At 65.0% G+C, this 13,208-nt stretch carries 13 protein-coding genes; all 13 read left to right on the top strand.

Features of this window, described 5'->3' with window-relative positions:
* The 13 genes from tolR (at position 1) to folD (ending at position 13,181) form a co-directional block, all read left to right on the top strand.
* Complete coding sequence (gene tolR / locus DEM26_RS13325) at positions 1-480, top strand: protein TolR (protein ID WP_075775876.1); 480 nt, start codon at positions 1-3, stop codon at positions 478-480.
* 16 nt (positions 481-496) lie between these two features.
* Positions 497-1,753: a hypothetical protein gene (locus DEM26_RS13320; RefSeq protein WP_075775877.1), complete on the top strand. Its 1,257-nt coding sequence runs from the start codon at positions 497-499 to the stop codon at positions 1,751-1,753.
* 102 nt (positions 1,754-1,855) lie between these two features.
* Positions 1,856-3,178 carry a Tol-Pal system beta propeller repeat protein TolB gene (gene tolB / locus DEM26_RS13315; RefSeq protein ID WP_075775878.1) on the top strand — a complete coding sequence of 441 codons (1,323 nt, stop codon included), beginning with the start codon at positions 1,856-1,858 and terminating at the stop codon, positions 3,176-3,178.
* 71 nt (positions 3,179-3,249) lie between these two features.
* Entirely contained in the window at positions 3,250-3,783 is a 534-nt protein-coding gene (gene pal, locus DEM26_RS13310; RefSeq protein ID WP_075775879.1) for a peptidoglycan-associated lipoprotein Pal, read from the top strand.
* Between the two features lie 5 nt (positions 3,784-3,788).
* Entirely contained in the window at positions 3,789-4,622 is an 834-nt protein-coding gene (gene ybgF, locus DEM26_RS13305; RefSeq protein WP_341865723.1) for a tol-pal system protein YbgF, read from the top strand.
* Between the two features lie 10 nt (positions 4,623-4,632).
* On the top strand, positions 4,633-5,856 hold the full coding sequence (gene tilS / locus DEM26_RS13300) for a tRNA lysidine(34) synthetase TilS (RefSeq protein ID WP_255415032.1): 1,224 nt from the start codon (positions 4,633-4,635) through the stop codon (positions 5,854-5,856).
* Positions 5,857-5,938: 82 nt separating this feature from the next.
* On the top strand, positions 5,939-7,852 hold the full coding sequence (gene ftsH, locus DEM26_RS13295; protein ID WP_075775881.1) for an ATP-dependent zinc metalloprotease FtsH: 1,914 nt from the start codon (positions 5,939-5,941) through the stop codon (positions 7,850-7,852).
* A gap of 18 nt (positions 7,853-7,870) precedes the next feature.
* On the top strand, positions 7,871-8,680 hold the full coding sequence (locus tag DEM26_RS13290; RefSeq protein ID WP_109172598.1) for a methyltransferase domain-containing protein: 810 nt from the start codon (positions 7,871-7,873) through the stop codon (positions 8,678-8,680).
* Positions 8,680-9,270: an MOSC domain-containing protein gene (locus tag DEM26_RS13285; RefSeq protein ID WP_075775883.1), complete on the top strand. Its 591-nt coding sequence runs from the start codon at positions 8,680-8,682 to the stop codon at positions 9,268-9,270. Before DEM26_RS13290 ends, DEM26_RS13285 begins: the two co-directional genes overlap by 1 nt.
* Before the next feature lie 81 nt (positions 9,271-9,351).
* Positions 9,352-11,019, top strand: coding sequence for a formate--tetrahydrofolate ligase (locus DEM26_RS13280; protein WP_109172597.1), 1,668 nt, complete (start codon positions 9,352-9,354; stop codon positions 11,017-11,019).
* Between the two features lie 67 nt (positions 11,020-11,086).
* Positions 11,087-11,407, top strand: a complete 321-nt coding sequence (locus tag DEM26_RS13275) for a chorismate mutase (RefSeq protein ID WP_075775885.1) — start codon at positions 11,087-11,089, stop codon at positions 11,405-11,407.
* Complete coding sequence (locus DEM26_RS13270) at positions 11,388-12,266, top strand: bifunctional 5,10-methylenetetrahydrofolate dehydrogenase/5,10-methenyltetrahydrofolate cyclohydrolase (protein WP_088720379.1); 879 nt, start codon at positions 11,388-11,390, stop codon at positions 12,264-12,266. Before DEM26_RS13275 ends, DEM26_RS13270 begins: the two co-directional genes overlap by 20 nt.
* Before the next feature lie 12 nt (positions 12,267-12,278).
* On the top strand, positions 12,279-13,181 hold the full coding sequence (gene folD / locus DEM26_RS13265; protein ID WP_088720378.1) for a bifunctional methylenetetrahydrofolate dehydrogenase/methenyltetrahydrofolate cyclohydrolase FolD: 903 nt from the start codon (positions 12,279-12,281) through the stop codon (positions 13,179-13,181).
* Positions 13,182-13,208: the final 27 nt, after the last annotated feature.

The raw sequence follows: 13,208 nt of genomic DNA, 5'->3' as shown, positions 1-13,208 counted from the left end.
ATGGGTGCGGGTGTTGCAAAACGCGGATCGGGCGGATCGCGGCGCCGCAGGAGCGGGCGCGGGCGTCACGCCGCGATGAGCGAGATCAACGTCACGCCGATGGTCGACGTGATGCTGGTGCTGCTGGTGATCTTCATGGTCGCCGCGCCGATGATGACGGTGGGCGTGCCGCTCGAGTTGCCGAAGACGGCGGCCAAGGCCGTACCGACCGAGCAGGAGGTGCCGCTGACGGTGTCGATCCAGGCGGACGGGAAGGTCTCGCTGATGAACTCGGAAGTGCCGCAGGATCAGCTGATCGACCGTCTCAAGGCGATCGCGGCCGAGCGCAAGAGCGACAAGGTCTTCCTGCGCGCGGATGGCAAGATTTCCTATTCTCAGGTGGTGCAGGTGATGGGCGCGCTCAACGGCGCGGGGTTCTCGAACATCACGCTCGTCACCGATACCGGGGGGCCGCAATTGACGGCGCCTGCGGGGAACTGAGCCCAGGGGGCATCGCATGAACCGTGCGGACAAGATCGGTTACGGCCTGTCGGGCGCGCTGCATCTGGGCGTGCTCTTCTGGGTCATTGCCGGGGGCCAGTGGTTCTTCCCGAAACCGAATAAGCCGGTGGTGATCTCTCAGGTCGCGGTGATGTCCGAGAAGGACTTCAACACGATGATGGCCTCGGCGCCGAAGGACGCGCCGCAGCCCACGCCGGATCCGGTCGCGCCCACGGCGCCCGATACGCCAACCGAGACGGCCCCGCCGCCCAAGCCGCCCGCGCCGGAGCCGCAGGCCAAGCCCGAGCCGGAACCGCAGGCGATGCAGCAGCCCGACCCCGTACCGGATGCGCAGCCCGATGTGTCGGCCCTGCAAGAGCCGACGCCGCCTGCCGAAGTGAGCGACACGCCGCCCGAGATCGTGCCGCCGGTCGAGGAGCCTTCGCCGACGGTCACGCCCGATATCTCGCCCGTGCCGAAGCCGAAACAGGCGCCGCGCGTTGCTCCCACGCCTGCGCCCGAGCCGCCGCCCGAGGCGAAGGTCGACCCGCAGGCTCAGCCGCAAGAGGCCCCCAAACCCGCCGACACGCCCGATCAGCCCACCGAGAAGCCGAAGGAGGCGACGGCGCCGCCCGAAGCCTCCACCGAAATCGTGACCGAGGCGAACAAGACCAAGGACAAGCCGGAAAGCTCCGCGCCGCTGGCCTCGCCGCGGCCGAGCGCCAAGCCGAAACCGCCCGCGCCGAAAGAGACGCAGACGGCTGCGTCCCCGGCAGAGAAGAAGCCTGAAGCGCCCAAGCCCGCCGAGAAGAAACCGGCTGAGCCGAAACAGGCTGAGAAAACGCCGCCGAGCGAGCCGAAGAAAGTCGACAGCGCCTCGGTCAACGATGCGCTTGCGGCTGCCTTGGGCGGTGAAGGCACGGGTGGCACCGGCTCTGCGCCGACGGGTCCGCCGATCACCGCGGGCGAGAAAGACGCGCTGATCGTCGATATCAAGCAGTGCTGGAACACCGGCGCGCTCAGCTCGGATGCGCTGCGCACCACAGTGACGCTGTCGGTCGACATGCAGCCCGACGGCCACCCGATCATCTCCTCGATCAAGCTGGTCGGGGCGACGGGCGGCACCGGCAACGCGGTCGATCAGGCCTTCGAGGCCGGGCGACGCGCCATCGTTCTGTGCGGTTCGGACGGGTTCCCGCTGCCGCCGGAGAAATATGACCGCTGGAAAACGATCACCATCGACTTCAATCCCGAAAAAATGAGGATGAAATGATGGCTCATCGGCGAATTTCCGCGCGGTGTCATGGGGTTGTGATGCACGATCGTGCCGCAGCGCGTTACAAACCGGGCAAGACCCGGAAAGGGAGTGTGTGACATGATGCGTTTCGTTCTCAGTTTGCTGGCCGCTGTGATGCTGGCACCCATCGCCGCAATCGCGCAGGATTCCGAGCCGCTGCATATCGAGATCACCGATGGTGTGATCGAGCCGATGCCGTTCGCAATCGCGGGTTTCATCCCCGAGACCCCCGACGCTGGCCAGATGGCGAGCCAGATCACGCAGGTGATCTCGAGCGATCTGACCGGGACCGGGCTGTTCCGCGAAATTCCGAAATCCGCCTATATCCAGAACGTGTCGAGCTTCGACACGCCGGTGAAATATTCCGACTGGCAGGCGATCAACGCGCAGGCGCTGGTCGTGGGGTCGGTCGGGATGCAGGGCGGCAAGGTGGTCGTGAAGTTCCGCCTGTTCGACGTGTTCTCCGGACAGCAGATGGGCGACGGGCAGCAACTTGCGGCCTCGCCGGCAAGCTGGCGGCGTCTGGCACACAAGGTCTCGGACGTGATCTATTCGCGCATCACGGGCGAGGGGCCGTATTTCGACAGCCGCGTTGTTTTCGTCTCGGAAAGCGGGCCGAAGGACAACCGCCAGAAGCGCCTCGCGGTGATGGATTACGACGGCGCGAATGTGACCTATCTCACCGATGCCTCGACCATCGTGCTCGCACCGCGTTTCTCGCGCGACGGGACGAAAGTGCTCTTCACCACCTTCGAGACCGGTTTCCCGCGCATCAAGATGCTCGACGTGGCGACCGCCTCGGCGAGGCTGCTGCCTGAAGTGCCCGGGACGATGACATTCGCGCCGCGCTTCTCGCCCGATGGGCAGAAAATCGTCTACTCGATGGAGCAGAACGGCAATACCGACCTCTGGATGATGAATGTCAGCACGGGCCAGACCCAACGCCTGACGACCTCGCCCGCGATCGAGACTTCGCCCAGCTTCTCGCCCGACGGATCGCGGATCGTGTTCGAGTCCGATCGCTCGGGTACCCAGCAGCTCTACATCATGCCGGTCGGCGGCGGCGAGGCGACGCGGATCAGCTTCGGTGACGGGCGCTATTCGACGCCGGTCTGGTCGCCGCGCGGCGATATGATCGCCTTTACCAAGCAGAACCAAGGCCGGTTCCATATCGGCGTGATGCGCACCGATGGCTCGGAAGAGCGGCTGCTGACCTCGTCCTTCCTCGACGAGGGCCCAACCTGGTCGCCCAATGGCCGGGTGATCATGTTCACCCGGGAGAGCCCCGGCGCCGAAGGCTCGGCCTCGCTCTATTCGGTCGACATCTCCGGGCGCAACCTGAAGAAAGTCTCCACGCCGGGCGCCGCGTCGGACCCGGCCTGGTCGCCGCTTCTGCCGTGAGGGCGGATTAACAAGCGTTAGAGAAACTGGTAGGCTCGCCCGCAATGGGCAGATCAACAAAGGCGGAACCAATGAAATTTGCAGTGAAGGCCGTGTTGGCCATCTCGATGCTGGGCCTCGCGGCCTGTTCGAACCCCGATCAATACGGCTCCGGTGCGACCGGTCCCGGCGGCGCGCTCGGCCCGGGCGGCGCTGGCATGGGTGGCGTCAGCCAAGGCGGGATTAACGATCCGAACTCGCCGGCCTATTTCAGCCAGACCATCGGCGACATGGTGCATTTCCAGGTCGACCAGTCGACGCTGACCGACACCGCGCGCGGCATCCTGAGCCAGCAGGCGAGCTGGCTGGTGAGCCACCCGAGCTACACCGCGATCATCGAAGGCCATGCCGACGAGCAGGGCACCCGCGAATACAACCTCGCGCTTGGGGCGCGTCGTGCCTCTGCGGTGCAGGAATACCTGATCAGCCAAGGCGTGGCCGGCAACCGTCTGCGCACGGTCTCCTACGGTAAAGAACGTCCGCTGGCAGTCTGCTCGACCGAAGAGTGCTACCAGAAGAACCGTCGCGCCGTGACGGTGATCTCGCAATCGGCGGTCGGGAGCTGATCGCGATGCTGAGAGCTTTGCTTCTCGGTGCGGCTGTTCTGGCAGCCGCGCCCGCGCTGGCTCAGGACGCGAACCGCGCCCAGACGCTGGCTGACATCAAGACCGAACTGGGACAGCTTCAGACCGAGATCGGTAGCCTGCGCCAGGAACTGAAATCCTCTGGTCAAGCCGGTCTGCAGAAGGCGGGCGGCGATTCCGCTCTGCAGCGCATGGACTCGATGGAGCTGTCGCTGTCGCATATGACCGACCGCGTCGAAGAGCTGGAAAACAAGATCAACCGCGTCGTCGCCGACGGCACGAAGCGGATCGGCGATCTGAACTTCCGGGTCTGCGAAATGGAAGAGAATTGCGACATTTCGAAGCTTGGCAAGACAGAGCCGCTGGGAGGCGAAGCGCCGAACACCGGTGCGTCGGTCACGGGTCCGGCTCCGGATTCCACGCCCGGACCCGATCTTGCGATCAACGAGAAATCGGATTTCGAGGCGGGCAAGAAGGCCTATGAGGATGGCGATTACGCCTCTGCGGCCGATCTTCTCACGACCTTCCGGCAGACCTATCCCGGTTCCCCGCTGACCAGCGACGCGATGTATTATCGCGGTCTCGCACTGCAAAAGCAGGGTGATGAGGCGGGCGCTGCGCGGGCATGGCTCGACGGGTTCTCCGCCGACCCGAAAGGCTCGCGCGCCGCGGACAACCTGTTGTCGCTCGGCAAGGCGCTGGGGCAGCTCGGACAGCAGAGCGAGGCCTGCACTACGCTGGGTCAGGTGAGCGCACGTTTCCCGGGTTCGTCGGCGGCGGGCGAGGCGCAGAACGCGCAGCAATCGCTGGGATGCCAGTGAGCGCTCTCCGGTGACGCTCGACGACATCGCAAGACACGGTTTTGACCCCGATGCGCCCCGGCGCGTCGGGGTTGCCGTTTCCGGGGGTTCGGATTCGATGGCGACGCTGGCGCTGTTGGCTGCGCATTTCGAGGTCGCCGCGGTGACGGTGGATCACGGGCTGCGCGCCGAGGCTGCCGAGGAAGCCGCATTTGTCGGGCGGTTCTGCGCAGATCGGGGTATTCCGCACACGATCCTGCGCTGGAACGGCGCCAGCGCCGAAGGTAACCTGATGGACGCCGCGCGCCGGGCGCGCCTTGGGCTGATCGGCGCATGGGCGGGCTCGACCGGGATCGGTCATGTCGCGCTTGGGCATACTGCCGACGATCAGGCAGAGACCTTTCTGATGCGGCTCGCGCGCGAGGCGGGGCTGGAGGGGCTGTCAGGCATGCGCCCACGCTTCGAGGCCGAGGGGGTGACATGGCACCGCCCGTTCCTGACCCAGACACGAGAGGCGTTGCGCGATTACCTGCGCAGGCAGGGCATCGCATGGGTCGACGATCCGTCCAACGAAAATGAACGCTTCGACCGGGTGAAGGCGCGACAGGCGCTTGGCACGCTGAAATCTTCGGGTGTCGATGCGCAGGCGATTGCCGGGGTGACGGCAAACCTTGCGTCGGCCAACGCTGCGCTGCATCGACTGCTGATGGCGGAGGTCGGGCGCCATGTCTCCGAGCAATCGGGAGATCTGCTGATCGACGCGGCGGGCTTTTCCGCGATGGATCCGGAGCTGCAACGTCGCCTGATCGTGGCCGCGCTGCGCTGGATCTCTGGCGCGGATTACGCGCCGCGCGCCTCGAAGGTGCAGACCCTGCTGGCGGAGTTGCCCCGGCAAGGCGACCGCACCCTGCACGGTTGCCGTATCACCACCGCCAAGGGCGCGCTACGCATCACCCGCGAGGCGCAGGCGGTGGCCGATCTGCGCGTGACCCTCGAAGATGGCGCCGCGACCTGGGACCGCTGGGTGGTCACCGGGCCCGCCATGGACGCCACGGAAGTCGCGGCGCTGGGGGAGGCGGGATTACGCCAATGCCCCGATTGGCGCGAAACGGGCCTTCCGCGTGCCTCGCTTGCCGCAAGCCCGGCCATATGGCGCGGCGAAACGCTTGTCGCGGCACCGCTCGCAGGCTTCGGGATCGGCTGGCAGGCGCGGATTTGCCGCGACGCATTCGACACTTGGCTAATTCGACGTTGAACCCGGGCGCGTAATGCCTATTTTCACTGAGGAAGAGGCGGCGACCGCAGGTCAGCCGCCCGATACGATTGGAGGATATTCCTTGGGTAATGCGCGCAATCTGGCCTTTTGGGCGGTGCTGTTCCTGCTGATTTTGGCCCTGTTCAACCTTTTCGGTGATGGGCAATCTTCGATGAACTCGTCCCAAGCGACCTATTCGGAGTTCATGGACGCCGTCAACAAAGGCGAGGTGAAGAACGTCCGCCTCGATGGCGAAGAGGTGCGCTACCAGCTCGCCGACGGCACGAGCTTCACCACCGTCAAGCCTCTGGAAGATCAGATCGCAGAGAAGCTGATCGACAAGGGCATCGCGGTGAGCGTCGTCAAACAACAGCAATCCGGCTTCATGTCGCTGCTGGGCGTCTGGCTCCCGTTCCTCGTGCTGATCGGCATCTGGATCTTCTTCATGAACCGGATGCAGGGCGGCGGCAAAGGCGGCGCGATGGGCTTCGGCAAGTCCAAGGCAAAACTGCTGACCGAGAAACATGGTCGCGTGACCTTCGACGACGTGGCTGGCATCGACGAGGCCAAGGAAGAACTCGAAGAGATCGTCGAATTCCTGCGCAACCCGCAGAAATTCTCGCGCCTTGGCGGCAAGATCCCGAAAGGCGCGCTGCTGGTGGGCCCTCCGGGCACCGGTAAGACGCTTCTTGCCCGCGCGATTGCGGGCGAGGCGGGTGTGCCGTTCTTCACCATCTCGGGCTCCGACTTCGTCGAGATGTTCGTCGGTGTTGGCGCATCGCGTGTCCGCGACATGTTCGAACAGGCCAAGAAGAACGCTCCCTGTATCGTCTTCATCGACGAGATCGACGCGGTGGGCCGTGCCCGTGGCGTCGGCATCGGCGGCGGCAATGACGAGCGCGAACAGACCCTCAACCAGCTGCTGGTCGAGATGGACGGGTTCGAGGCAAACGAAGGCATCATCATCATCGCGGCGACGAACCGGAAAGACGTGCTCGACCCCGCGCTGCTGCGTCCGGGCCGCTTCGATCGCCAGATCCACGTGCCGAACCCCGATATCAAGGGCCGCGAGAAGATCCTGACGGTTCACTCGCGCAAAGTGCCGGTGGGGCCCGATGTGGACCTGCGCACCATCGCGCGCGGCACGCCGGGCTTCTCGGGCGCCGACCTGATGAACCTCGTGAACGAAGCAGCGCTGATGGCGGCGCGCGTCGGGCGTCGTTTCGTCTCGATGGAAGATTTCGAGAACGCGAAGGACAAGGTGATGCTGGGTGTCGAGCGCCGCTCGATGGTCCTCACCCCCGAGCAGAAGGAAATGACCGCCTATCACGAGGCCGGTCACGCCATCGTCGGACTGTCGCTGCCGAAATGCGATCCGGTCTACAAGGCCACGATCATTCCGCGCGGTCAGGCCTTGGGTATGGTCGTCTCGCTGCCCGAGATGGACAAGCTCAACTACCACAAGGACGAGGCCAAGCAGAAAATCACCATGACGATGGCGGGTAAGGCTGCCGAGATCATCAAATGGGGCGAGGAACATGTCTCGAACGGCCCGGCCGGTGACATTCAGCAGGCGTCGGCCATCGCCCGCGCGATGGTGATGCGCTGGGGCATGTCCGACAAGGTCGGCAATATCGACTACGCCGAGGCGCATGAGGGCTATCAGGGCAACACCGCTGGCTTCTCGGTCTCGACCAAGACGAAAGAGCTGATCGAGGAAGAGGTGCGCGGCCTGATCGAAGAGGGCTATCAGGAGGCCCGCCGCATCCTCACCGAGCGGATCGAGGATTGGGAACGTCTGGCGCAGGGTCTTCTGGAATACGAGACCCTCACGGGCGACGAGATCAAGAAGGTCCTCTCCGGAGAGCCGCTGGGCGGTGACGACGATGACAGCTCCTCGGGAAGCCTGCCGTCGGTGACCGCGCTGCCCAAGACGTCCAAGAAAAAGGATCAGGGCGACGGCGGGGCGGAAACCACCCCCGAGCCTTCGGCCTGATCGCGCAGGTTCGCGAGAATGGTCACGCGTGACGCTTCAGTGCCGGGCGCAGCCGATTGGGATCCCGACGCTTATGCGCGGTTCCGCAATCTGAGGCTGCGCCCGGCACTCGACCTTCTGGCGCGGGTTCCGCATCTGCCAGAGCGCGGCAAGATCATCGATCTGGGCTGCGGCAATGGCGCGGTGGGCGAGACGCTGAACCACCAGTACCCCAAGCGTAAGATCGTGGGCGTCGACAATTCCGAGGCGATGCTCAAGCGCGCTGCGGCGACCGGCGCCTATCATCGCTGCGATCTGGTCGATATTTCCGAATGGACGTCCAACAAGCCACCCGCGATGATCTTCTCCAACGCTGCACTGCATTGGCTGCCCGATCACGCGAAGCTGTTCCCGCGTCTGGCCGGAGAGCTGCGCGAGGGCGGCGTTCTGGCGGTGCAGATGCCCGCCCAGCACGGCGCGCCGTCGCATCGCATCCTGCGCGACCTGTCGCAGGAGATGTTCCCCGACCGCTTCAACTTCGCCGGCTGGGTGCCGCCCGTGGCTCCGGCGGTGGATTACGCGAAAATGCTCAGCCCCCTCGGCGAGGTCGACATCTGGCACACCGAATATCTGCAGGAACTGGAGCCCACGCCGGGCGCGCATCCGGTCCGCCGCTTTACGGAAAGCACGGTGATGCGACCTTTCCTGCGGCTCTTGGGCGACACTGAAGCGCAGGTTCTCATCGAACGCTATGAAACCGCGCTGGAGACGGTTTATCCTTTGCGGGACGACGGCAGCGTCTTTTTCCCGTTCCGTCGTCTGTTTGTCGTCTTGTCAAAGAGGGGCTGATGGCCGCGCTGAAACCCACGCAATATCAAGGGGAGGTCGTCTGGCTCGGGCTGGTGACCACAGAGGGACAGCTGACCTCGACCCCGGTCGAAGAGATCGAATTCACCTTCGACGGTCCCGTGGGAGAACTGCATGGCGGACGCACACGTCCCTCTTGTTCGCGGGTCACAGATCAGCATCCCAAGGGCACCGAGATCGCCAATGTCCGCCAGCTGACGATCCTGTCGGCCGAGGAGCTGGCGGAGACCGCTTTCGCGATGGGCGTGCCGGAAATCGATCCGTCCTGGGTCGGCGCGACGATCGTGCTGCGCGGCTTGCCGGATCTGACCCATATCCCGCCCTCGGCGCGGCTTCAGAACGAGACCGGGCTGACCCTCGTCGTCGATATGGAAAACCGCCCCTGCGTCCTGCCGGGCCGGGTGATCGAAGAGCACTATCCCGATAAAGGCAAGCGCTACAAACCCGCAGCTCACGGACGGCGCGGCGTCACCGCATGGGTCGAACGTCCGGGCCGTCTGGTGGTCGGTGAGACGCTGCGGCTGCACATCCCCGATCAGCGCGCCTGGGAGCTGATGGACGAGGTCCGCTGAGGCGATTTAATCCCGCAACGGTCGCTTCTTTCCCTTTCGCCGCGTCGTCAAATGGTTACCCTCCGTCAGCAGGAGGACCAGATGACCAGTGATCTCGATATTGCCCGTGCCGCCACGCTGCGCCCGATGCCGGAAATCGCAGCGAAACTGGACATTCCTGAAGACGCCCTGATCCCCTATGGTCGCGACAAGGCGAAGCTGGAGGCGGAGTTCGTCGCTGGGCTGGATGGGTGCGAAACCGGCAAGCTGATCCTCGTCACAGCGATCTCGCCGACCCCGGCGGGCGAGGGCAAGACGACGACGACCGTGGGCTTGGGCGACGGGCTGTCCCGGATCGGAAAGCGCGCCGCGATCTGCCTGCGCGAAGCCTCGCTCGGCCCGAATTTCGGGATGAAAGGTGGGGCCGCGGGGGGCGGTTACGCGCAGGTCGTGCCGATGGAGTCGATGAACCTCCATTTCACTGGCGATTTCCACGCGGTCGGCGCGGCGCATAACCTGCTCGCGGCGATGATCGACAACCACATCCATTGGGGCAACGCGCTCGAGATCGACGCGCGCCGGATCACGTGGCGGCGTGTGCTCGACATGAACGACCGGGCGCTGCGCGACATCGTCGTCAGCCTCGGCGGCGTCGCGAACGGCTTCCCACGCCAGACCGGCTTCGACATCACCGTCGCCTCCGAGGTCATGGCCTGCCTCTGCCTGAGCCGCGACCTGACGGATTTGCAAGAGAGGCTCGGTCGGATCGTCGTAGGCTATCGGCGCGACCGCTCGCCGGTGACCTGCGCCGAGGTCGGAGCCGACGGCGCGATGGCGGTGCTGTTGAAAGAGGCGCTGCAGCCCAATCTCGTGCAGACGCTGGAGGGCACTCCCGCTTTCGTCCATGGCGGGCCCTTCGCCAATATCGCGCATGGCTGCAACTCGGTGATCGCGACGCAAAGCGCGCTGAAGCTGGCCGATTACGTCGTGACCGAAGCGGGGTTCGGCGCCGATCTGGGTGCTGAGAAATTCTTCGACATCAAATGCCGTAAGGCCGGACTGACGCCGAGTGCTGCTGTGGTCGTGGCGACGGTTAGGGCGCTGAAGATGAATGGCGGTGTCGCTAAAGCGGATCTTGGCGCGGAGGATGTTGCCGCGGTCGAGGCGGGCTGCGCCAATCTCAACCGTCACATCGCGAATATGAAGAAATTCGGCGTACCGGTCGTGGTCGCGATCAACCGCTTCACTGCCGATACCGAGGACGAGATCGCAGCGGTGCGCGCCGCCGCCGAGGCGCAGGGCGTGGAGGCGGTTCTATGCACACATTGGTCGGAAGGCGGCGCCGGAGCCGAGGCGCTGGCCGAGAAGATCGTCGCGCTTACCGAGCGCCCTTCGCAATTCGCGCCGCTCTATCCCGAGGACATGCCGCTGATCGAGAAGATCGAGACCATTGCCACGCGCATCTACCACGCGAGCGACGTCTATGCCGATCAGAAGATCCTCAACCAGCTGCGCGACTGGGAAGCCGCGGGCTATGGAAACCTGCCGATCTGCGTGGCTAAGACGCAGTATTCCTTCAGCGCGGACCCGACGCTGCGCGGGGCGCCCTCGGGCCATACGCTGCCGATCCGCGAGGTGAGGCTCTCGGCCGGGGCGGGGTTCGTCGTGGTGATCTGCGGTGAAATCATGACCATGCCGGGCCTCCCCCGGCACCCGGCTGCGGAGACGATCGGCCTCGATGCCGACTGCCGCATCACGGGTTTGTTCTAGGCGCGCGGTCTTGAGCTTGTTGGGCCAAGCTGCGATAGGGGGCGCAAGTGTTCCGGGAGCCTTGTCGATGAAAACCCCGTCCGAACTACACTCGATGGAAGAGCTACGCGTCGCGATCGATGCGCTCGACCGGGAGCTGGTCGAGATGCTCGCCGCGCGCACCCGGCTGATCGCCCGTGCGGCGGAACTCAAACAGGAAAATGGCTGGCCTGCACGCATCCCCGACCGGGTCGAGGACGTGGTCTCGAAGGTGCGCGCCGCAGCGGAGCCTGCCGGGCTCGATCCCGATCTCGCCGACCGCCTCTGGCGCGAGATGATCGAGCATTTCATCGGGCAGGAAGAACAGGTTCTGGGCAAGGGAGACCCCGATGAGCGCCACGATCATTGACGGCAAGGCGTTTGCTCAGGGCAAGCTGGACGAGACCTATGCCGAGGCGCAGCGGCTCTCGGAGGCAGGCTGGGCGCCGTGCCTCGTCTCGATCTCGGTAGGTGACGTCGCCGCCGCCGAACTCTATGTGCGCAACCAGAGGAAATATGCCGAGAAAGCTGGCGTGGCCTTCGAGGTGCGCAACTACCCCGAGACGATCAGCCTCGAACAGCTTCAGGGCGTGCTGGCCGGTCTGAACGCCGATCCGCGCGTCAACGGCATAATCATCCAGCGCCCGCTGCCCGCACATATCCCGGTCAAGGCGCTGCAAAAGGCGGTGCATCCGCTCAAGGATGTGGAGGGGATGCATCCGTCCTCGATCGGCAACATCGTCTATAACGAGCTGGAACTGGGCCCCTGTACCGCCGTCGCAGCGGTGGAGATCCTGAAATCCCTGCCGCTCCAGACCGAAGGGCTCAATGTCTGCGTGATCGGCCACTCCGAGATCGTGGGCAAGCCGATCGCCTTCCTGATGATGGGGCTCGGCGCCACCGTCACGGTGTGCCACCACATGACGCGGCAGGTCTCGGTGCATTCGCGCGCAGCCGATGCCGTGTTCGTCGCGGTGGGCAAGCCGGGGCTGGTGCACGGCGAAATGCTCAAGCCCGGCGCGGCCCTGATCGATATCGGCATCAACCGGGTCGAGGGGCGCACCGTGGGCGACGCCGATTTCGACAGCTGCGCCGAAGTGGCGGGCTGGATCACGCCCGTGCCTGGCGGGGTGGGGCCGGTCACGGTCTCTACGCTGATGAACAACGCGGTCCGCGCGACCCGCATGCAGATGGACCATTACCGCGCGACCTTCGCGGCGGCGGAGTGACGGAGGAATGAAATGACGGCGACGATCATCGACGGGAAGGCCTTCGCAGCGAGCGTGCGCGAGAAAGTGGCCGAGCATGTCACCCGGCTGCAGGAGGAACACGGCATCACGCCGGGCCTCGCGGTGGTTCTGGTGGGCGAAGACCCGGCCAGTCAGGTCTATGTCCGAAACAAGGGCAAGCAGACCCTTGAAGCCGGGATGAAGTCCTACGAGCACAAGCTGCCAGTCGAGACCTCCGAGGCCGATCTGCTGGCTCTGGTCGAGAAGCTGAACGCCGATCCGGCGGTGCATGGCATCCTCGTGCAGCTACCGCTGCCCGATCACATCGACGAGGAGAAGGTGATCAATTCGATCACCCCCGCGAAGGATGTCGACGGCTTCCATATCCTCAATGTGGGCCTTCTCGGCACTGGGCAGAAATCGATGGTACCCTGCACGCCGCTGGGCTGCCTGATGATGCTGCGCGATCAACTGGGTAGCCTCTCGGGGCTGAACGCCGTCGTGGTGGGGCGCTCCAACATCGTCGGCAAGCCGATGGCGCAACTGCTGCTGCGCGACAGCTGCACCGTCACCATCGCGCATAGCCGCACCAAGAACCTCGCGGATGTCTGCCGCGGCGCCGATATCCTTGTCGCGGCCGTGGGCCGTCCACGCATGATCCCGGGCGACTGGGTGAAGCCTGGCGCGACCGTGATCGATGTCGGCATAAACCGGATCGACGCGCCCGAGAAGGGCGAGGGCAAGACGCGGCTGGTCGGCGATGTCGATTTCGACAGCGCCAAGGAGGTCGCCGGCGCGATCACCCCGGTGCCAGGCGGCGTCGGTCCGATGACCATCGCCTGCCTGCTGGCCAACACGGTCACTGCCTGCTGCCGCGCGAACAATCTGCCCGAACCCGAGGGTTTGACTGCCTGACGAAAGTAGGTAAGGATTTCCGCAGGT

It is taken from the genome of Thioclava sp. NG1 (assembly GCF_003122275.1).
GTDB classification, from domain to species: Bacteria; Pseudomonadota; Alphaproteobacteria; order Rhodobacterales; family Rhodobacteraceae; genus Thioclava; species Thioclava nitratireducens.
Note: the sequence above shows the minus strand (reverse complement) of the source record. Positions and strands in the feature narration are given on the sequence as shown.

Coding starts and splice junctions, on each gene's coding strand:
- tolR (WP_075775876.1), top strand. CDS start 1: ATGGGTGCGGGTGTTGCAAAACGCGGATCGGGCGGATCGCGGCGCCGC.
- DEM26_RS13320 (WP_075775877.1), top strand. CDS start 497: ATGAACCGTGCGGACAAGATCGGTTACGGCCTGTCGGGCGCGCTGCAT.
- tolB (WP_075775878.1), top strand. CDS start 1,856: ATGATGCGTTTCGTTCTCAGTTTGCTGGCCGCTGTGATGCTGGCACCC.
- pal (WP_075775879.1), top strand. CDS start 3,250: ATGAAATTTGCAGTGAAGGCCGTGTTGGCCATCTCGATGCTGGGCCTC.
- ybgF (WP_341865723.1), top strand. CDS start 3,789: ATGCTGAGAGCTTTGCTTCTCGGTGCGGCTGTTCTGGCAGCCGCGCCC.
- DEM26_RS13290 (WP_109172598.1), top strand. CDS start 7,871: ATGGTCACGCGTGACGCTTCAGTGCCGGGCGCAGCCGATTGGGATCCC.
- DEM26_RS13285 (WP_075775883.1), top strand. CDS start 8,680: ATGGCCGCGCTGAAACCCACGCAATATCAAGGGGAGGTCGTCTGGCTC.
- DEM26_RS13280 (WP_109172597.1), top strand. CDS start 9,352: ATGACCAGTGATCTCGATATTGCCCGTGCCGCCACGCTGCGCCCGATG.
- DEM26_RS13275 (WP_075775885.1), top strand. CDS start 11,087: ATGAAAACCCCGTCCGAACTACACTCGATGGAAGAGCTACGCGTCGCG.
- DEM26_RS13270 (WP_088720379.1), top strand. CDS start 11,388: ATGAGCGCCACGATCATTGACGGCAAGGCGTTTGCTCAGGGCAAGCTG.
- folD (WP_088720378.1), top strand. CDS start 12,279: ATGACGGCGACGATCATCGACGGGAAGGCCTTCGCAGCGAGCGTGCGC.